Raw genomic sequence first — 21,067 nt, 5'->3', positions numbered from 1 at the left:
TGACTGAGGGTATGAAGCGATGCGAGAGAGGAATTTCATCACAAAGTGTTTTGGTGTCGCGGTATCGGCACTGGTAGTTTCTCTGTCGGTCGGTGGTTGCTCCCGGGAGGTTGCGCCACCAGCCTCGAAGACGGAACCGCCCGTGGTGGAGGTGATCAAAGAAGCGGAACAGATTACCCATTCCGATAAAAAGAGTCTGGCGACAACCACGGATAAATCCGACGGCGGTTCCTGGCCAGATCGCAACAACCTACCTAATGACCTTTCGCCCTTTGAGGGCAAGATTGGAAAAACCTACAAGGACTCCGAGGCCAGTTGGCAGCAGGTGCCCACGGCACCAGAAGGCGCGCCCAATGTCATCGTTATTCTGCTGGACGACGTCGGCTTCGGTCAGACCTCCACCTTCGGTGGCCTGATTCCCACGCCCAATCTGGACGAGCTGGCCGCGCAGGGGCTGCGCTACAACCGCTTCCATACCACCGCCATTTGCGGGCCCTCTCGCGCGGCACTATTGACCGGTCGCAATCACCATCAGGCCGGCAGCGGCTTCCTGATGGAGTGGGCTACCGGTTTCCCAAGCTATTCCTCTTACATTCCTAAAAACACCGCGACGATTGCCGAAGTACTGAAAGACAACGGTTACAGCACCTGGTGGTACGGCAAAAACCACAATACCCCGGACTGGGAAGCGACGATCTCGGGTCCCTTTGACCGCTGGCCTACCGGGCTGGGCTTTGATTATTTTTACGGCTTCAACGCCGGTGAAACCCACCAGTACTATCCCGTGCTGTTTGAAAACACCATACCGGTGGAGCCGGACAAGTCGCCGGAAGAGGGCTACCACTTCATGACGGATATGACCGACAGGGCCATAGCGCGCATGAAATTCGCGAAATCCGTGGCCCCGGAAAAGCCGTTCTTTATGTACTTCGCCCCGGGCGCCATGCACGCGCCTCATCATGTTACCGCCGAGTGGCGTGACAAGTTCAAGGGCAAGTTTGACATGGGCTGGGACAAATACCGTGAAGAGGTATTTAAGCGCCAGAAAGACATGGGCATCGTGCCGGCCAACACCGAACTGACGAAGAGGCCAGACTGGGTGCCCGCCTGGGACTCCCTCAATGACGAGCAAAAGAAGGTCTACAACGCACTGATTGAAAACTTCGCCGGTTACTTTGCGTTTACGGACCATGAAATTGGTCGACTGATCGACGCGGTGGACGAACTGCCGGACGCAGACAATACCCTGGTGATCTATATCGTTGGCGACAATGGTGCATCGGCCGAGGGCGGCCCGGATGGCACCCTTAACGAGATCAAGAATCTGAGCGGTTTCCCCACATCGCTCGACGAGGTTCTGGAAAACCTCGACAAATTGGGCGGGCCGGAATCCGAACCGCACTATCCCGTAGGTTGGGCCTGGGCCGGCAATACCCCGTTCCAGTGGGTAAAACAGGTGGCCTCACACTTGGGCGGCACCCGTAACCCGATGGTGATCCGCTGGCCAGCAAAGATACGGCATGACGACCAGCCTCGCGACGCCTTCCTGCACCTGGTCGATGTCATGCCCACCATTCTTGAAGCGGCCCACGTTCCGATGCCGGATACGGTTAACGGGATCAAGCAGAAACCACTGGTGGGCCAGTCATTTCTGGACAGCTTTGCCAACGCGGAATTCACCGGGCGCCCGCAGCAGTACTTCGAGGTATTCAGCAACCGCTCCATGTACGCGGATGGCTGGAAGGCCAATGCTCAGCACACCTTGCCGTGGAGGCAGGATCTGGCGCCGGGTAACTGGGAGAAAGACCAGTGGGAGCTCTACAACCTCGATGAGGATTTTTCCGAGGCGAACGATCTCTCCGTAGATAATCCGGACAAGCTGGCAGAGTTAAAGAAAAAATTCGACGAAGCCGCGGAGAAAAATGACGTCTATCCACTGGATGACCGCGGCGCAGGCCGGCTGGCAATACCCAAGCCGCCGGTACCGGGCTCGAATCCCAAGTCGAAAACCTACACCTACTATGCCGGTGCCACTCGCATACCGGAAGTGGCCGGGCCTTCGATGAAGAATGCCTCCTGGACCCTGACTGCCAATGTGAAAGCCGATGGTGCCAAGACCGAAGGCGTAATCCTCGCCGTGGGTGGCGTAGCTGCGGGTCTGGTGCTGTATCTCGATAAGGGTGTGCCGGTATTCGATTACAACTTCTTCGAAGATCACACCGTCCTAAAAGGCAGCAAGCCGGTTTCCGGGGATGCCTCCATCGAGGTGGATTTCGACTATATGGGTGACAAACCCGGTGGACGCGCAAACCTGACTCTCAAGGTCAATGGCGAATCCGTGGCCACCGGTGAAATGGAGCAGACCATTGCAGGTCGATTCGGGATCGATACCTTTGGTGTTGGTGAAGACACTGGACAGCCGGTGACACCGAAATATCAGTCGCCGAACAAATTTACCGGTGAGATTGAGAAGGTCGTGGTTGAAATGAAGTAAACCAGTCCGTGGTGAAAAAGCTCCAGTTTGATAGGGTGTGTTGCAATGTACTGTTATGAAAAGGACTGTCATGAAAAAAAGGAAACGCATAATTTCGACCACGTTAGCGATATGTGCGTCGAGTTTACTTTTATCCAACAGCTGCCTGGCAGATAAGAGTGTTTTCGACGAGACCGTCGTCGAGCGGAAAAACTTTGAGCCTGCGATTCCCAGACCGGAACAGGAAAAATTGGCGGCAAAAAAACTCGCGGATCTTCAGTCAAAGACCGGGCGTAAACCTAATATCCTTATCTTCCTCGTCGATGATATGGGCTGGGGCGATCCAGGAGCCTTCGGCGGTGGTGTCGCCATTGGTGCGCCAACACCGCATATAAATAATCTGGCGAGCCAGGGTTTGAAACTGACTTCAATGTATTCTCAGCCAACCTGTACGCCTTCTCGGGCGGCATTGACTACTGGGAGACTCCCGGTGCGGAGCGGGTTGGTCAGACCCATCCTCACCGGCGACAAAGTCAGCAAAAACCCCTGGAAAATTGAGCAATCCAGCGGAAAGATGCTTTCTGCCGCCGGCTATAGGACCGCGCTTATCGGCAAATGGCATGTTGGTGAAGCCGAAGGCATGCTGCCCCACGAAGTCGGTTTCGACTATTTTTACGGGCTTCCGTCGGTGCAGTCTGACTACACACAATTTCTGGTAAGCCGTCAGTACTCCGACATGATCAATAATCCGGCGCTGCATAAAATGGCGTTCACGCTGCGCCCGGAAGGTCTTATTGAAGGCAATAAGGGCGGCCCAAGAAAGGTGGCTTACCCGATAAACAGCATTGACGAAATCCGCATGGTCGATCAGGTATTGCGTGACCAATCGGTGAAATTCATCAAGGAAGCTGCAAAGGACTCAAAGCCGTTTTACCTGATTCACTCGTTTTCCAAGCTTCACAACGATTCATATGTTGCGCCCCAATATATTGGCAAAAGCCCGGCGGCAATGCCCATAAGAGATGCACTGGTCGAGCTGGATGACATCGTTGGAGAAATCATGAAGACTCTGGAAGACACCGGGCAACTGGACAATACCATTGTGTTTTTTACCTCGGACAACGGTGGTAACGAGGATGTGTGGCCAGATACAAGCTACCATCCCTGGCGCGGAGGTAAAGGTACTACTTGGGAAGGTGGTGTCAGAGTTCCGGGTATCGTTTATTGGAAGGGTATGATTGAGCCCGGGCAGGCAAGCAATGAACTGGTGGATCTGATGGATCTGTATATGACGTCATTGCGAATGGCTGGTGTGCTTGATGATCTCCCCGATAATCTCTATTTCGATGGGATCGATCAAACCGCATTTTTTCTGGCTCCCAATGGTCATTCGCGCAGGCAGGTCGTCTATATGTGGAACCGCAGTGATTTTTGTGCGCTGCGCTGGAGAGACTACAAGGTGCACTTCAAGATCTTTGACATAAAGGCGCCGCGGAGAAATATCGATGCAGCATTGGTTTCAGATATTGGCACTGCGCCCTGGGTGTTCAACCTGAATGTGGACCCCAAGGAAATGTCGAGTACCGGGCACCAGTTCTTCGAATGGGGATTACCTCAGGCATTACGTTTTTCCATGCAGCACCAGGCGACGATGAAGGAGTACCCTAATACGGATATTGGACTGGGGATTTAAGTCGATTGTTGGGGCTCAATATGGGCGGCCGAGTGTCCCAGTGCTAAAAGGTGGTAATGAAGTTAAGTTCTGCCGATTTCCCGCCTGTGGATGAAAAAGGAATTTTCATATGCGTGCGCTATTTTCTCTCTTGCTCCTTCCGCTAGTCATCAGTGGATGCGGTGATGGAGGTGTGGACTCCGGAACCAGAGCCCGGCTACCGGGGGTTGCCGTTGCGCAGGCTGCGCAGCAATTGGAAGAGTCGGTTTCAGAAACTGAGCTAGTGCCGGAACCAGAACTGGCTCAGTCCAACCCAGTTACCGTCGATACCACGAGCACCAATGCCAGTGGCAAGCCGAATATCCTGCTGATCGTGTCGGACGACACCGGCTATGGTGACCTGGGTCCTTACGGTGGTGGTGAAGGTCGCGGCATGCCGACACCGAATATCGACCGTATGGCAGAAAATGGAATGACCTTCTTTTCATTTTATGCTCAGCCCAGCTGCACCCCGGGGCGCGCGGCGATCCAGACTGGGCGCATTCCCAACCGCAGCGGTATGACTACGGTTGCGTTTCAGGGCCAGGGTGGCGGCCTGCCCAAGGCCGAGTGGACGCTGGCATCGGTATTGAAAACCGCGGGCTACAAAACCTACTTTAGCGGCAAGTGGCATCTGGGTGAGTCGGATTATGCGCTCCCCAATGCCCAGGGCTACGACGTGATGAAGCACGCCTTCCTCTATCACGCCAATGCCTACACCTACGCCGACCCCACCTGGTTCCCGGATATGGACCCGAAACTGCGGGCTATGTTCAAACAGGTCACCAAGGGATCTCTTTCCGGTAATGCGGGCGAAACAGCGAAAGAGGACTGGAAGGTAAACGGCCAGTACGACAACACCCCCGGCAAGGGTGTGGTCGGCCTGCCGTTCGTGGACAGCTATGTAGAGAAGTCTGGGATCGAATTTCTTGAGGACGCGGCGAAAAACCCCGGGACACCGTTCTTCATCAACATCAACTTTATGAAGAACCACCAGCCCAACATGCCGGCGCCGGAGTTCAAGCATACGTCGATGTCGAAATCCAAGTACGCCGACGCGGTAGTAGAGTTGGATACCCGTATTGGCCATGTCATGGACAAACTGCGGGAGCTCGGGCTGGATAAAAATACCTTGGTGTTTTACACCGTGGACAATGGTGCCTGGCAGGATGTGTTTCCCGACGCGGGCTATACGCCATTCCGCGGTACCAAGGGCACAGTGCGAGAAGGTGGTAACCGGGTGCCGGCGATCGCGGTGTGGCCCGGTAAAATCAAACCCAATGTACGCAACCACGATATTGCCGGTGGACTTGACCTGATGGCGACCTTTGCCTCGGTTGCCGGTGTGACGCTGCCGACCGAAGATCGCGAAGGCCAGCCGATTATTTTCGATAGCTTCGATATGACCCCGTTACTGACGGGAAGCGGCAAGAGTGAGCGCACCTCCTGGTTCTACTTTACCGAAGATGAACTATCACCGGGTGCCGCACGGGTAGGCAACTACAAGGCGGTGTTCAATCTGCGTGGCGACGATGGGGCGCATACCGGTGGCTTGTCTGTGGACAGTAACCTGGGCTGGAAAGGGCCATCAAAGTATGTTGCCACAGTGCCGCAGGTGTTTGATTTGTGGCAGGATCCGCAGGAGCGCTACGATCTGTTTATGAACAACTTTACCGAGCGTACCTGGACCATGGTGACGATCAGTAAAGAAGTGGAGGATCTGGTGAAAACCTACATAAAGTATCCGCCGCGCAAGCTTCAGAGCGAAACCTATACCGGACCTATTACGATTAGTGGCTACCAGCGTTTCAAGTGGGTGCGCGAGCAGTTGGAAAAAGAAGGGGTAAGAATTCCACTGCCAACGGGAAACTGAATAATACGCCTCCGCAAATAGTGAAAAGGCCCCGTATCGCGGGGCCTTTTTTTTGTACCTAGTGGGTTACACCCTCGGTGCCCCTCTGTAGCTGTTCCTCGATTTTTTTCAGGTTGAAGGAGCCCGGTGTCTGACTCGGGGGATATTCCTGCATGGTTTTCAGGAACTGGCCGGCCATCTGCTGCAGGGGTACCAGAACGAACGCGCGGTCCATTAGCCAGTTGTAGTAGCCGTTGGCGTTGTGTTGGGCGCGCTCCATGGGATCCCGGCGCAGGTTGAATATCAGCGGCACACGCAGCTCAGTGAAGGGTTCCATCCACACGCCGAAGGCCTTGCCGCGGTTCTCCAGGAAGACGGCTTTCCAGGCGTCGTAGCGCATGGCCACAATATGGCCGTCATCATTGACGTAGATGAACTGTTTGCGCGGTGATTCGTCGGTTTTACCGGTGAAGTAATCCAGCATGTTGGTACCGTCGATATAGTTGCGGTACTTACGGCCATTCAGGTTTACACCTTTGAGTAGCTGATCCTTGATGTTGGTGTTTCCGGCCACGGCGGCAAAAGTAGGCAGCCAGTCCTCATGGCCGACGATACCGTTCAGGGTTTTACCCGCGGGAAATTTGCTCGGCCAGCGCACGAATGCTGGAACACGATAAGCGCCCTCCCAGTTGGAGTTTTTCTCGCTGCGGAAAATAGTGGTGCCCGCATCTGGCCAGGTATTGAAGTGGGGGCCATTGTCGGTGGAGTAGAAAACAATGGTGTTGTCCGCAATTTTCAATTGGTCCAGGAGATCCAGCAGCTTCCCTACCTGCTGGTCGTGTTCCACCATACCGTCGGCGTACATATTACTTTGCGGGCCGGCCAGGTTTTTGTGCGCGTCCTTCACATAGGTGGGGAAGTGCATGCGCGTGGCATTCCACCATACAAAGAAGGGTTTGCCGGCATTGACCTGCTGCTTGATAAAGTCCATGGCGGCAGCGAGGGTTTCCTCATCGACGGTCTCCATACGCTTCATGGTCAGCGGTCCGGTATCTTCGATCTTGCCGTCAGCGCTGGCCTTGATCACGCCGCGGGGGCCGAACTTTTTGCGAAACTCCGGACTTTTCGGATAGTCCCGGTTTTCCGGTTCCTGCTCGGCATTCAGGTGGTAGAGGTTACCGAAGAACACATCAAAGCCGTGGTTGGTGGGCAGGTGTTCGTCGCGGTCACCAAAGTGATTTTTGCCGAACTGGCCGGTAGCGTACCCCTGGCTTTTCATGACGGTGGCGACGGTGACATCGGTCTCCTGCCAACCCTCTTTGGCGCCGGGCAGGCCGACTTTCGTCATCCCGGTGCGAATCGGTACATTGCCACCCACAAACGCCGCGCGGCCGGCGGTACAGGACTGCTGGCCGTAGTAGTCGGTGAACGAGAGGCCTTCTTTGGCGATACGGTCGATGTTCGGCGTCTTGTATCCCATCATGCCCCGGTTGTTGAAGCTGATATTCCACACACCGATGTCGTCGCCCCAGATCACCAGAATATTGGGTTTGTCCTGAGCCTGGGCAGCACTGTTGCCGAGGCACATCAGGGCGACGGAGGTAGCCGCGATCGGCACTCGTAGTAAGCGTTTGAGGGAAGTAGGAAGCATTTTTTCCTCCCGGAGGAATACATCAACAGGTTTTCAGTGACAGGGTTACTGCTTGCTTGGAGGGAAGACGGTTTTCCAGTCTTTTTGCATGTCGATGACGGTCCAGCCTTTTTTGCTGGCATCGTCGAGGCCCTTGTTTAGTTGGCCGATGTGAGAGTCACGATCATAGGCCCACTCGCGTTTGGCATCTGTGTGATGGAGGATGATGCCGAAACGCGGTCCCTTACCGGCGGTGGCCCATTCGAGCATCTGGTAATCACCATCGGAATTGCCAGCGACAAAAATGGGGCGCTGGCCGATGTACTGGTGAATACCAACGGGCTTGCCTTCCTTGTCATCCACCAGATTGATTTCCGGCAGTTTGACGATCACCGGTTTGCCGTCGCGCACTTCGTATTTGGCCTTGAGACTGGTGCCCACCACCTGGTCCGGGGGAATGCCGTACGCCTGCTCTGCGAATACGCGGATAAAATCTGCACCTCCACCGGAGACGATAAATGTCTTGAAACCATTCGCGCGCAGGTAGTCCAGCAGCTCGAGCATGGGCTGGTAGATCATTTCAGTATATGGACGGTTGGTTTTCGGGTGACGTGCGGTCTTGAGCCAGTCGGCTGCGTTCGTGCGAAATTCCTCTGCGGTCATATTGGCGTGGGTGGCGGCGATGACTTTCATCAGGCCTGCCTCGCCACTCGCCAGCACCTTTTTAGTGTCGCCCTTGAGAATGGAAGCAAAGGGCTCCTCTGTTTTCCACTCCGGATGCTTGGGGGCCATTTTCCTGACCTGATCCCGGCCATAGATGAACTGGAAATACAGCGGTTGTTCCGACCACAGGGTACCGTCGTTGTCGAAGACGGCGATGCGCTGGTTTTCCGGTACGAAGTCCGGGGATTCTTTCCTCGTCACTTTTTCCACAAATTCGACAATCGCGGATTTGGTCGGCCCTGTGTTCCAGGAGGGCAGTGGATCTGCGGCCTGGACCGCAGAGACGTTGGCCAGGCACAGGAAAAACAGGATGGCGACGAGCCATGAGTGAATCTTGAGTCGATCAATCATGATGGTTCCTCTATACAGCATGAGGAGTTGGCGGATATAGCCTTGCTTCTATTTACCCTAGACGGAATTTTCGACTTGCGTGTGTAAAGTTGCGCAAGGAATTTCGGCGCATGTATCTGTCAGGGGTTCAGGGGAGGGAGTGCGGTCTGACGGTGATGGATCGCAGCGGGCTTCAGCGCGTCAATGGCCTGCGCCAGTTGTTGCCAGGCCGCGTCAAGGTTCGTGTCCGTGGAGACCTGGCGAAACTGCGCTGCGCCCAATGTTAGCAGGGCGGGCTGCAACGTTCTCGCGGAAGCCCGCTGGTGTACTTTGTATTCGGACAGCGCCTGCAGTACTGCCGGATAGTCGCGCGCGGCGCAGGCGCTTTGCAGTTGTTGCCAGGCGCGTTTGCCGGAGGTTCTGGCGCGCTGCTCACGCTGCTTTTGCAGGGCATGAATTTTCGGTCGCGCCCATTGAAATAGTAGCCAGATGGCGAGGGCCGCGGCGAGCAGGATGAGAAGTTTTTCCCACAGGCTGGTTCCCGTGAGTGGCCCTGGTCCACGGGCGTGCACTTTGACGGCTTCCACACTGCTGGTTTTGATGGTGCCGTCGTCCAGGTCGTACCAGCGCAGTGTCACCGCGGGCAGTGTGCCGCGCACGCCGCTTTCCGCTACATAGGTGACGCGCTCGCTGCGGATACCGGTGGTCTCATCCGTACTGGTGTCAGTTTTGTCTTCCGCCTTGTGAGCGTCGGCATAGGCGGCGAGACCTTCCGGACTGCGAGAATTGAGCAACCGGGGAATAAACATCACCGTCGACCCCTCGATGGTCGCGGTGACGGCGCGGGAAAAGGCATCGCCCGCGCGCAGCTTTTCTGGTTCCCCTTCTATTTCCTGGGTAAGGGTAAGGTCACGGGCGGCGATAAACGGATTCAATCCTTCCGCACCTTGCGGTGCGCTCACAACAATTGGCGGCGGTGCGAGCTTAAGCGTGGTCTGCAGGTCGTCGCCACCGTCGGGATTTTTGTAGGCTACCTTGATGTCCCCGGCGGGGAGACGGTAGCTACCCGGTGCCAGCGGTATGATCAGGTATTCGCGGGTGACCCCGGACCAGGTGGTGCCGTCGATGACCTGGCTGACAGCCTGTGACGAGCGGGACGGCAGGGTGACGGAAAGATTCGGTTGGTCGAATTCAGGAAAATCCGCCGGTTGGGTCATCCAGGTCGGGACCAGTATGGTGACGAACAGGGAAATGGACTGGCCCGGCACCGCTTTGTCGTCTGACAGCTTCGATTCAATCCGGGGTGTATCCGCGGCCACGACCTGTGTACTGGTAAACAGGCAGAAAGTAAGCGAGAGAATCCATCGTTTCACGGGCGATTCTCCCGGGTATTTTCGTTACGGCTATTCGCACTGCTGGCTTCCGCGGCAAAGCGCTGTTTGAGGTACTCGCTGGTACTGGTGTCGAGGGTGGACATCCACTGGTCTTCGCTGACCGGTTTGTCTTTTTTTGCCTTGTCCTGTTCCTGCTGCTCCTGCTCGGGCTGTTCCAGTTCGGATTCTTCGCCTTCATCGTCAGATTTGGTCAGTTCTTCGTCCTCCTCGCCGCGGGTCTCTTCCATATAGGCGAGAATTTTTTGCGTCAATGCCAGGTTTTTCTGTGCGCCGGGAAATTCCGGGTCCAGTTGCAGAACATGCTGAAAAGCGGCGATGGCGCCCTCGTACTGTCCGGTTTTGGCCAGTGCCATACCACGGGTGAACACGGCTTCGGGGGTGTTCAGTTCGGCGAGGGCCAATACGGCATCCTCAAACTGCCCGGCCTGGTAGAGCGCGTAGCCTTTTCGATATGAATCCTGAAAACTACTGGCAGCGCGGCGATAGTCTTTGCGAAAAGTAAACCACTGACCCTGCTGGTCCGGCGTGAACAGCCACCCGAGCAACCCGCCGCCCCTGGTACTTGTTTGTGCAATGGCACTGTCGGGGGAAAACTGCAGGCACAGCATAATCAGAATCAGGCTGGTGCTGACGGGGGCGGCTCTTCTGGACATGGCCCAGCCGCGGCGGAACCACAGCAGGGCCAGTAACGCCGCTGGCCACGCCAGCCACCAGCCGCGGTCTTCCCACTGCAGGTTTTTGTCGGACGCCAGTGCCTGGCGGAAGGCGCTGTCGAAATAGCGGTTGAGTGCAAACAGGTCGCTTTGGTTGGGCGTCACTCTTTCCACCCTGGCACCGCGCACTTTGGAAACCGCACCGCCATTCGCATTACCGGGCGCCACCAACAGAAAACCGAGGCCGTTTTTCTCACTCCGTTGGGACATGGTACTGGCATCGCCATCGCTGAGAGTGTCGAGCAAAAACAGGATGCCACCGGGCGTCTCGTCCTTGGCGAGTATCTGTTCTGCGAGCTTGAGTGCCGCAGCGGCGTTTTCTCCTGTTACTGGCATCACCTCGGGACTCAGTCCGTCAAGATAGGGGCGCAACAGGGCCGGGTCGTCGGTGAGGGGCACCACACGGTGGGCACTGCCGGCGTAGGCCACCAGTGCGGTGGGCGCACCGTCGCGGGTTTCCAGCAGGTCGAGTATTTTCTGTTTGGCGCGGGCGAGACGTTGAGGGGGAACATCTTTTTCCAGCATGCTTTCGCTGACTTTCACCACCACCACCAGCGGCGTGGTTTTTGCCATCAGTGGGTCGGGCAGGCGGGTCCAGCTGGGGCCGGCGGTGCCGAGGGTCAGCAGCGTGAGCAGCAGGGCAATCAGGTCCACCGGTTTGAAATGGCGCTTGATGCGATCACCAACCGTCAGGGCTTTGGCGAGGTGCGGGGCGATCTGTTCGCTGGCTTCGGCATCGCGGCGACCATCGCGACGCAGGTACCACCAGAGCAACAGAATCAGTGGCAACAGCAGCAGCCATACCGGGCGCAGAAAGTGGAATGCGGACAAGCCCGCGAACAGGTCGCTCATGGTGCCGTCCTGCGCTGTCCGGATGCGCGCCAGCCCGCGCGCGGCAGCATACGGCTGGCCAGTCCGAGCAGGCTTAGTAGCAGGGCGAGCCCCATGGGCCAGTGCGCCAGGGAGTGATGAGGACGGTAGGTTTCGCTGTCGACCATTTTCGGCGCCAGCTTGTCGATCTGGTTATAGACCCCGGCCAGGGCCTTTTCGTCGTTGGCAAAAAAGAACTGGCCACCGGTGCGTTTGGCGATGGCCTTGAGGGTGTCCACATCCACCCGGTTTTCTTTTTCTTCGCTGTTGGGGTCACCCACACCGATAGTGAGAATCTTCACCTTGCGCTGGGCGGCAATGGCGGCGGCATTGACCGGGCTCATGGTACTGGCGGTATCGCGGCCGTCGCTCAGAAGGATCAGCAGGCGCTGTTCCACTTCACTGCTTTCAAACTGGCGGATGGCGAGGCCGATGGCATCGCCCAGTGCGGTGTGCGGGCCGGCCATGCCCACGTCGGTTTCCTGCAGTAATTCCAGCACGGTATCCAGATCGGTGGTGAGGGGCGCCTGCACAAAGGCCTTGGTGCCGAACACAATCAGTGCCACACGCTCGCCTTCGCGGCCTTCCAGAAACGGCTTTAGCACCTGTTTGACGCCGTCGAGGCGCTGCATTTTTTTGCCATCACTGGCAATGAAATCTTCCTGCTCCATAGACCCGGAAATATCCACGGCGACGATCAGGTCCCGTGCCGGTTTCTGCAGGCTCACCGCATCCCCCTCGTATTCGGGGCGCGCCAGCGCGGTAACGATCAGTGCCCAGATCAAGGCGCCCAGCAGCCACTGCCAGCGGCTGCGGTCGAGCACCACCGCGCCGGAGCCGGGCTGGATACCGATGGCGGCTACCAGCTGTCGGAAAAACGGCACGCGCAGGGCGCGCACCCGTTCGCGGTGGGCGGGTGCAAATTTCCACACCAGAAACGGCAGGGGCAATATTAGAAAGGCCCATGGTGCGGCAAAGGTAATCACGGGGTTTTCTCCATCGGCTCCGCGGCCTCCACGACGTTTCTCCGAAGAAACGAACTGAACAGCGTCGGGCGGGTAACCCTGTGCCGGCGAATCCAATCCCGAGCGGTCCGTGCCAGTTCACTGGATTGTGCCGGGGCGGCCTTGCGGTAGGGCGCCTGCAACAGGGTACGGCCCACCTCACCGCTAAACGCATTCCCCGGGTAGCTTTGGTTGAGAAACGCGAGCCAGTCGTCTCCGGTCAATCCAGCCACTTGCTCGCGGGGGTAGGCGGCCAGCGCGGTGCGGCGCAGTATTTCGGCGACCTGCGCGGGATCGTCCTGTGACTTCACCAGTTCGGCGAGGGCGGCGCGGCGATAGGCGTTGGCGCGATAGATCTGTATTTGCCGCCAGATAAGCAGCAGCAACAGCAGGAGCAGTAGTGCACTGAGACCCTTTGCGGCGGGTGTTACCGGCCACATGGAAACCGCCGGTGGCGCCGGCGGTGGTACCAGCTGCGCGAGTATATCCGGCAGTGTTTCCTCCCCGGCGGCGGGGTTTGTGTTTGCGGGATCGGTGTTTGCGGGATCGGAGTTTGCTGGATCGGTGTTTGCCGGATCTGGGCCCGCATCGGTTTCCTGCGGGGGAGATTGGGGCGTAGGCTCCTGCATCTGCGCTCAATCCTTTCCGGCTTGTGCGGAGCGGGGAATCAAACCCAGAAGCCGCTGCAGCTGTGGCAGGGTGTCTTCGCCGCTGGACAGTTGCGCTACCGGTATGCCATAGCGCAGGTGCCAGTCGTGAATGATCTGGCGGCGCTGGCGGTTGAACTGGTCCATGGCTTGCTGGGTGCCGGTGCTGCGGGTATCCAGGGTAGCCTGCTGGTCGCCATCGGAAATGGCGCTCACCAGTGACCTGGGTACCGTCTCACCGCTGGGGTCGACCACCGGTACCAGAATCACATCGTTGTGGCGGGCGATACCGCTCAGCAGCCGCTCGGTGCCGGGGCCCACCACATCGAAATCGCTGATCAGCAGTACCAGGTGATCGCGGCGGGCGATATTCGCCACTGCCTGCAGCACCTGGTCGAGGGACGTGGGCTCGGCCACCGGGGCATCGGCATTCAACGCCTGATTGGCGAGGGCCAGTTCGGTGAGAAAGCGGGTGAGGGCGCGGCGATTGCGCTGTGGGCGCTGGCGCAGCAATTGGGTGTCGGTCACCACAATGCCGCCCACACGGTCGTCCTGTTCGAGAATCGCAAAGGCCGCCAGTGCGGCGGCTTCTGCGGCGGTAACGGATTTCATCGCGTGACGGGTGCCGAAGAACATGGACATCCGCTGGTCCACCACGATCAGCGCGGGGCGGTCGCGCTCTTCGGTATATACGCGCACATGGGGCTCGCCGGTGCGTGCGGTTACCTTCCAGTCGATGGTGCGCACATCGTCCGATGGCCAGTACTCGCGCAGTTCCTCGAAGTTGAGACCGCGGCCGCGCAGGGACGACCCGTGGCGCCCGCTCAGTACGCTGCGGGCCTTCTGGCGCGGCAGCAATTGCAATTGGCGCGCGCTGGCTTCGAGGGACTGCAGGTGTGCCAGATCCACATAAATGCGCCGGTCCTGTCCGGTGTCCTGCGCCTGTTTCGGCAGGACATCGGCGCGGGCACGATTGCGGAAGCGGTCGTAGAGGCTGAACATAACTTACAGCAGCACCACAGGTTTAGACGGAGCGGTTCAGGGTAAGGCGACGTGGCGCAGCAACTCGTCGATGGCGTCGTTGGCACTGATGCCTTCGCCCTGGGCTTCAAAGGTGAGCCCGAGTCGGTGGCGCAGCACGTCGTGCGCGATGGCCTGGACATCCTGCGGGTCGACATAGTCGCGTCCTTCCAGCCAGGCGTTGGTGCGGCCGCATTTGTCCAGTGCGATGGAACCGCGCGGGCTGACGCCGATATCGATCCAGCGCGCGAGGTTGTCGGAGATGTCCGCCGGCCGCCGGGTGGCGTCCACCAGATCGGCCATGTAGCGCACCATGGCATCGGACACGTGAATGGTGGCGATTTCCCGGCGGGCATCGAAGATCGCCTGCTGCGCAACCACGCTTTCGGGCTCGGAGGTGGCACCGGTCTGCGCGGCATTCTCTGCTGCCAGCACTTCCTCTCCGCGCACCAGGTTGATGACGTCCACTTCGTCAGTCACCGGCGGATAGGTAATCAGCACATGCATCAGGAAGCGGTCCATCTGCGCTTCCGGCAGGGGATAGGTGCCCTCCTGTTCGATGGGGTTCTGGGTTGCCATCACCATAAACAGCGGCGGCAGCTTGTGGGTTTTGCCGGCCACGGTAACCTGCCGCTCTTCCATTGCTTCCAGCAAGGCGGATTGCACTTTTGCCGGCGCGCGGTTGATCTCATCCGCGAGCACCAGGTTGGCGAAAATGGGACCGGGGTGGAAGCGGAATTCTGAACCGGACGCCTCCTTGAACAGCACATCGGTACCGGTGACATCCGCCGGCAACAGGTCCGGGGTGAACTGGATGCGGCTGAAGTCCGCCTCCAGGTTTTTTGCCATGGCCTTGATGGCGCGAGTCTTGGCCAGCCCGGGCAACCCTTCCACCAGTAAATTGCCGTTCGCCAGCAGACCGATCACCAGCCGGCGGATGACATCGCGCTGGCCGATGATCGCCTCGCCGATATTGGCTTCCAGTTGCGCTATTTGTTCCCGTGCGGACATGCATAAACCCCGGAAAATAATCGGATGTCACTCATAAAAATTAGCAGAGCGAGGGCACAAAGGGGCTTATAAAGGACTGATGTTGAAGTCCGCGACGCAGAGGCTGATACCGGCGAGAGATGTGACGACACATAGCTATACTCAAAGACCGCTACGGAACCTGCGGGCGTCCCCGGCCCGTTACGATAAATGAATAACAATGTCTGGACGCCCTATGCGCAAACTGTTGTGTTTCATGCTGCCCGCACTGTTGTTACTTGGCTGTGATAAGCAGAGTTCAACTTTCGATAGCGGGGCATCCGAAAACCGTGCATCGGTTGAACGTAAAAAAATTCTGGCACCTGTGGCGGAACACACACCGGCATTGGCCAAACGTACCAAACGTACTTATGCAGGGGCTGAGGCCTGCGCTGGTTGTCACACCGAAGCGTTCCAGTCCTGGCAAAACTCCCACCACGATATGGCGATGAAACGGCCAACGCCTGAAACGGTAATGGGGAATTTCGATAATGCAGAATTTGATTACTTCGGCACGGTTTCGCGCTTCTCCCGCGACGGAGACAAGTACATGGTGCGCACCGATGGAGCGGATGGAAAACCTCAGGATTTCTCAGTTGCCTACACCTTCGGTGTCGAGCCGCTACAGCAATACCTGATCGAATTGCCGGGTGGCAAGTTACAGGCGCTGTCCGTGGCCTGGGATGCCCGCAGCAAGGAAGCCGGCGGTCAGCGCTGGTTTCATTTGTACCCGGATGAGGAGATCAAACCCGGTGACCCTCTGCACTGGACCGGGCTGAATCAGAACTGGAATTTCATGTGCGCCGATTGCCACTCCACCAACTTCCAGAAAAATTACGATACGGCGTCAAAAACCTTTGCCAGCGAATGGTCCGAGATCAATGTAGGCTGCGAGGCCTGCCATGGCCCGGCGTCCCGGCATGTGGAGTGGGCCAATGCACCGGAAGACCAGAAAGCGGTGTACGGAGAACATCTCGGACTGGAAGTTTCCTATCGGGACCGACTCAAGGGTGCCTGGCAGATGAATTTGGAAACGGGTATCGCGCAGCTGGTAAATGACGGGGGCAGTGCGAATATCCAGAAAGAAATCCAGACCTGTGCCCAGTGCCATTCCCGCCGCAGCACCGCATTCCCCGGTGCCCATCCGCAGAGCAAATTCCTCGACCATTTCAATCCTGCACTGTTGAGCGACGGTCTGTATCACGCGGATGGCCAGATCAACGATGAAGTTTATGTCTACGGCTCCTTCCTGCAGAGCAAAATGCACGGCGCGGGGGTGACCTGCAGCAACTGCCACAACCCACATACCCTGAAAATCCGTGCTGAGGGCAATGACCTGTGCGCCCAGTGCCATCTGCCGCAAAAGTTTGATACAGCAGAACACCACTTGCACAAAACCGGAGGCGACGGCGCCCTGTGCGTCAACTGCCATATGCCGGAGAAGACGTATATGCAGGTGGACGCGCGCCGGGATCACAGTTTCCGCGTGCCGCGCCCGGACCTGTCGATGTCCATTGGTTCGCCCAACGCCTGTACCGACTGCCACACCGACCAGCCGGCGAGCTGGGCGGCAAACGTGCTGGAAGAGAAATTCGGCAAGCCGGAGCCCCATTACGGGGAGGCGCTGTTTGCGGGACGCTACGGGCTGCCGGACGCGGAAGGCCGGTTGCTGAATGTGGTTATGGACGAAGCGCAGCCGGAGATAGTGCGCGCTACCGCGGTGTCGCTGCTGCCGCGCTACCTGTCCCAGACCAGCGCCCAGGTACTGCAGGTCATCGCCCAGGGCGACGACGCGCTCTTGCATCTGGGGCTGGCGCAGGCGCTGGAGAATGTACCGCAGCGGATTCGCCCGGCGGTGGCGATTCCACTGTTGTATGAAGATGAAAAGGTAGTTACTGCACTGGCTGCCAATGCCATGGCTGGGGCGCCGATGGAGCAGTACCCGGAAGAGGTGCGTCGACAGTTCAATACTGGCCTGGAAAATTATCAGATCTCGGAAATTTTCAACAGCGATCGCCCCGAGTCACTGGCGAATCTAGCTGGCATGTATTTTCAGCAGGGGCAGTCGGCAAAGTCGGAAAAGTATTTCCGCGATGCTATCGATCTTGAACCGGGCTATAGCCCGGCGTACATCAACCTGGCGGACCTGTATCGCGCAACCGGACGCGAACAGGAAAGTGAGCAGGTGTTGCGCGATGCCCTGGTAACGGTTTTCGACAAGACTCCGGTGGAACACTCGCTGGGCCTGTCCCTGGTGCGTCAGAAAAAAATGTCGGAAGCACTGGGATTTTTACGCGCTGCAGCCCACAGCGATACGGCACCGTTGCACTATGTCTACGTGTATGCCATCGGTTTGAATTCACAGGGGAAACCGCAAGAGGCGATCAAGGAGCTTGAACAGGCGCTGGTGCGCTTTCCCGGCGACCGGCAGATTCTCTCGGCACTGGCGTCGATCCATCACGAACAGGGCAATGAGGAGGCCGCGCAGCAATATCAGCAGCAGCTGCGATAGTCGTTCGGGGAGTACACATAAAAAAAGCGCGGCCAGTTAGCCGCGCTTTTTGGTTCCAGCGTAAAGTGGAGTTAATGGTTTTCCTGCGTCTGCATTGCCGCCTCAATCGCCTTGTTGATATTGAGCGATGCAGATTTATGCCGTGGTGGGAACTTTTTAAAGGTGGCCAGATGCTCGTTCAGGATCTGAATCGCCGGCTGGAACACCCAGCTTTTGCGCATGATCTGGTGGAAGCCGGTAATGCCGTCGTAGTGCTCCAGTGGATCTTTGCGCAGGTTGAACAGCTTGGGCATGGTGTGAAACACCAGATCGCCAAAATATAGTCCGTCGGGTTTGGTGGCGAAGTGCATTTTCCACGGGCCCACGCGCAGTGCGGTCAGCTGTGATTCGTAGTAGTAGAAGATTTTGTTGCGCGCAGATTCCTTACTTTTCCCGGTCCAGTAATCGAGGTTGTTTTCACCGTCGATATAGACCTTGTCGGATTTCATAAGCTTTTCACGCAGATTCGGCTCTCCCAACGCTGCGGCGATGGTGGGGAATACGTCTTCGTGGGAAGAGATACCGTTCAGTGCAATGCCGGCTGGAATATGCCCTGGCCAGCGCACCAGGAAGGGTACGCGTACACCGCCTTCCCAGGTCGTCATTTTTTCACCGCGAAATCCGGTGGTGCCGGCGTCTGGCCAGGTGCTCTGCTCGGGGCCGTTGTCGGTGGTGTAGATGACGATGGTGTTATCGGCGATACCCAGCTCGTCCAGCTTGTCCAGCAGTTTGCCGACCTGGGCGTCGTGCTCGATCAGGCCGCTGCCGAAGAGGTCGTCTTCTGAGCTGATTTTGGTGGCCAGGTGACGGCTTTCCGGCTTCAGGTGGATATACACATGCATACGGCTGGTGTTGTGCCAGATAAAAAATGGCTTGCCGGCCTTTTTCGCCTTCTCCATAAAATTCACGCTGCGCTGAAGGATTTCCTCGTCGAAGGTTTCCATGCGCTTGCGGGTCAGCGGGCCGGTATCCTTGATACGGCCGTCCGCATAGGATTCGATCACGCCACGCGGGCCAAATTTCTTTTTGAATTCCGGGTCTTTCGGGTAGTCCTCCTGTTCGGGCTCCTCGGACACGTTCAGGTGGTAAAGGTTGCCGTAAAACTCATCGAACCCGTGTTTGGTGGGCAGGTGCTGATCCAGGTCACCCAGGTGGTTCTTGCCATACTGTGCAGTCATATAGCCCTGGGCTTTCAAGAATTCTGCCAGGGTGGGATCTTTTTCATCGATACCCAGCGGATTGCCCGGCTGCCCGACTGTGGCCAGTCCCGAGCGCACCGGCAACTGGCCGAGAAAGAAGGCTGCGCGACCGGCAGTACAGCTGGGCTGTGCATAGTGGTCGGTAAACAGCGCGCCCTCTTTGGCGATACGGTCGATATTGGGGGTGGGGTAGGTCATGCCGTGGGAGTAAGCGCTCAGGGAGAGTGAGGCCACATCGTCCACCATAATGGCGAGAATATTGGGTTTCTCGGCCGCCTGTGTTACTGCCGCGGCGCCGAGCCCGGCCAGCAGAGCGATGGAAGCGAATTGCTTACGTAAACTGCCCAAAGGATGTCCTCCTCTATTGGGTAAGGGATTTCACTATCGGTGATGTTTTTTAGCATAGTTGAGGAAATCCAGAGATTTGGAAAATTGCGCCGAGAGTAGGCTAATAATTTTGGGATCGGCGGAATGATTTCCTATAAGGCAGAGTGGCGCAGTATGGAAATTTGGAATAAAAGAAGGCAGCGTAATCGTGATTTTTTCTGGGGATTTAAATTACGATAACGTCGCAGAGAATAAATGGAGGAATGGCTTGCTAGCCGAAACCTTTGTACTGGCGGCGTCTTTCGACCATCGATGGTGGTATTCCAAACCAGCGCCGGAAACTCCGGCTGAATACCGCGAGATCCGCATAGCCCAAATTGAGCGCGATACTGGTGAGGGACATGCTGCTTTTGTATACCGCGGTTTCCGCGACTTCCCTGCGTGTTTCCTCCAGCAACATGCGAAAACTGGTGTTGGAAGATTCCAGCGTACGCTGCAGTTTTTTCGGGTGCATGTCTAGGCACAATGCGACGTTGGTTTTACTGCAGTCTCCGGTGGGCAACAGACCGAGGATGGCGTGTTTCACCAGGGGCGTCAGGTCATTGTCGGAACTGGTTTTTATCTGTTCGAACTGACTGAAGATAATTTCATTCACCAACCCTTCCAGGGCACGAGGTTTTTTCCTCAGTGTTTCGCGGTCGATATAGAAACCGTCGTGTTCCGCATTAAATTCCACGGGGCAGGAAAACAGCTGCGTGTACAGGTCTTTACCCTTCTCTGGCGGTGGGTGTCGGAAGAACACCCGACTTGAATGCCATTGGTGGCCGGCCATATCGCGAATAAGCTGGTAAACCAGCCCGATGCTCAAAGCCATCAGTTGAGGAAAACGGCCAGTCTGGGCGATCAGAATATCCAGCTTGAGTTCGGTATCGCCCGTTTGCGTGGGCTCCATAGTCAGTATTGCGCCCTGGGCGTGCAGGTGGGTGTGCTTACTGCCCACGGCAAGAGCGTTTGTAATATTGTCCTGACGGGACATGTAGGCGCCGAACAGCCCGAGTATACGCAAGCCTTGGCCGATACCGAGCCGCAAACCGAAGGTTTGAGCGGTCTCGCGGGCAGTGAGCTCCATCAGCTTGCCGAGCTTTTCATAGGGGATCAGGTTGTCGGGATCGCGCAACTGGCTGGAGGGTAATCCAACGGATTTCTGTAACTGCACCGGGTTGGCACCCATTTTACGTGCGAGTTCGTCATATCCATTGAGGGATCCAGCCCTGACAAATTCAGTCATGCTCGTCTCTCTCATCGCTTGATTATTGTTATTAGGCGCTATGTCCGCGGTCTGTCGCCGCTTTTTGCTTCACGTGGCACTAGGCTTGGCTACGTCTAGCTCGCATCGTGGCACAACTTTGGTGTCACGGGTGACGAGCTTATCCCCTGTGTCCCGTTTTGCAAAGTGGGTGTCTCAAAAAATCAAACCGAAGATCGCGGCCTCCATTAATCTCGGCATCGTTCCTATAGCAGCACATGGGCAAGACCGGCATCAGACCGGCGAGACCCGAACCTATAAAAATAACGCTAAACGAGGACGCCTAGC

14 protein-coding genes are annotated in these 21,067 nt (G+C 57.2%); 4 read left to right on the top strand and 10 right to left on the bottom strand.

Translation table 11 applies throughout. The annotated features are described in order from the left end of the window. Positions 1–142 precede the first annotated feature (142 nt). From PVT68_RS05020 to PVT68_RS05010, 3 genes are all read left to right on the top strand, one after another. Positions 143–2,494 carry an arylsulfatase gene (locus tag PVT68_RS05020; RefSeq protein WP_280321558.1) on the top strand — a complete coding sequence of 784 codons (2,352 nt, stop codon included), beginning with the start codon at positions 143–145 and terminating at the stop codon, positions 2,492–2,494. A 70-nt stretch (positions 2,495–2,564) separates the two neighbouring features. After that, positions 2,565–4,166 (top strand): arylsulfatase, encoded by a 1,602-nt coding sequence (locus PVT68_RS05015; RefSeq protein WP_280321557.1) that lies wholly within the window; start codon positions 2,565–2,567, stop codon positions 4,164–4,166. Positions 4,167–4,275: 109 nt separating this feature from the next. Then, positions 4,276–6,057 carry an arylsulfatase gene (locus tag PVT68_RS05010; protein WP_280321556.1) on the top strand — a complete coding sequence of 594 codons (1,782 nt, stop codon included), beginning with the start codon at positions 4,276–4,278 and terminating at the stop codon, positions 6,055–6,057. A gap of 58 nt (positions 6,058–6,115) precedes the next feature. Here the strand turns inward: PVT68_RS05010 and PVT68_RS05005 are convergent, their stop codons facing one another. From PVT68_RS05005 to PVT68_RS04970, 8 genes are all read right to left on the bottom strand, one after another. Further along, positions 6,116–7,687 (bottom strand): arylsulfatase, encoded by a 1,572-nt coding sequence (locus PVT68_RS05005; protein ID WP_280321555.1) that lies wholly within the window; start codon positions 7,685–7,687, stop codon positions 6,116–6,118. Positions 7,688–7,732: 45 nt separating this feature from the next. Beyond that, positions 7,733–8,740, bottom strand: coding sequence for an HAD family hydrolase (locus PVT68_RS05000; RefSeq protein ID WP_280321554.1), 1,008 nt, complete (start codon positions 8,738–8,740; stop codon positions 7,733–7,735). Positions 8,741–8,859: 119 nt separating this feature from the next. Next, positions 8,860–10,092, bottom strand: coding sequence for a BatD family protein (locus tag PVT68_RS04995; RefSeq protein WP_280321553.1), 1,233 nt, complete (start codon positions 10,090–10,092; stop codon positions 8,860–8,862). After that, positions 10,089–11,678 (bottom strand): VWA domain-containing protein, encoded by a 1,590-nt coding sequence (locus tag PVT68_RS04990; protein WP_280321552.1) that lies wholly within the window; start codon positions 11,676–11,678, stop codon positions 10,089–10,091. The genes PVT68_RS04995 and PVT68_RS04990 overlap by 4 nt, the downstream gene beginning before the upstream one ends. Beyond that, entirely contained in the window at positions 11,675–12,682 is a 1,008-nt protein-coding gene (locus tag PVT68_RS04985) for a vWA domain-containing protein (protein WP_280321551.1), read from the bottom strand. Before PVT68_RS04985 ends, PVT68_RS04990 begins: the two co-directional genes overlap by 4 nt. Next, complete coding sequence (locus tag PVT68_RS04980; protein WP_280321550.1) at positions 12,679–13,329, bottom strand: DUF4381 domain-containing protein; 651 nt, start codon at positions 13,327–13,329, stop codon at positions 12,679–12,681. The genes PVT68_RS04985 and PVT68_RS04980 overlap by 4 nt, the downstream gene beginning before the upstream one ends. 6 nt (positions 13,330–13,335) lie before the next feature. Continuing rightward, positions 13,336–14,349, bottom strand: a complete 1,014-nt coding sequence (locus tag PVT68_RS04975; RefSeq protein WP_280321549.1) for a DUF58 domain-containing protein — start codon at positions 14,347–14,349, stop codon at positions 13,336–13,338. A 36-nt stretch (positions 14,350–14,385) separates the two neighbouring features. After that, positions 14,386–15,378 (bottom strand): AAA family ATPase, encoded by a 993-nt coding sequence (locus PVT68_RS04970; RefSeq protein ID WP_280321548.1) that lies wholly within the window; start codon positions 15,376–15,378, stop codon positions 14,386–14,388. A 199-nt stretch (positions 15,379–15,577) separates the two neighbouring features. Between PVT68_RS04970 and PVT68_RS04965 the strand changes: the two genes are divergently transcribed. Then, positions 15,578–17,908: a tetratricopeptide repeat protein gene (locus tag PVT68_RS04965; protein ID WP_280321547.1), complete on the top strand. Its 2,331-nt coding sequence runs from the start codon at positions 15,578–15,580 to the stop codon at positions 17,906–17,908. Positions 17,909–17,979: 71 nt separating this feature from the next. Here PVT68_RS04965 and PVT68_RS04960 read toward each other — a convergent pair whose 3' ends face one another. Further along, the gene (locus PVT68_RS04960) at positions 17,980–19,494 is read right to left on the bottom strand and encodes an arylsulfatase (RefSeq protein WP_280321546.1); all 1,515 of its coding nucleotides are present in this window, start codon (positions 19,492–19,494) and stop codon (positions 17,980–17,982) included. 250 nt (positions 19,495–19,744) lie between these two features. Then, positions 19,745–20,761, bottom strand: coding sequence for an AraC family transcriptional regulator ligand-binding domain-containing protein (locus PVT68_RS04955; protein WP_280321545.1), 1,017 nt, complete (start codon positions 20,759–20,761; stop codon positions 19,745–19,747). Positions 20,762–21,067 lie beyond the last annotated feature (306 nt).

Source organism: Microbulbifer bruguierae (assembly GCF_029869925.1).
Taxonomy (GTDB): domain Bacteria; phylum Pseudomonadota; class Gammaproteobacteria; order Pseudomonadales; family Cellvibrionaceae; genus Microbulbifer; species Microbulbifer bruguierae.
The sequence above is the reverse complement of the archived record's forward strand: the minus strand, read 5'-3'. Positions and strand labels throughout refer to the sequence as shown.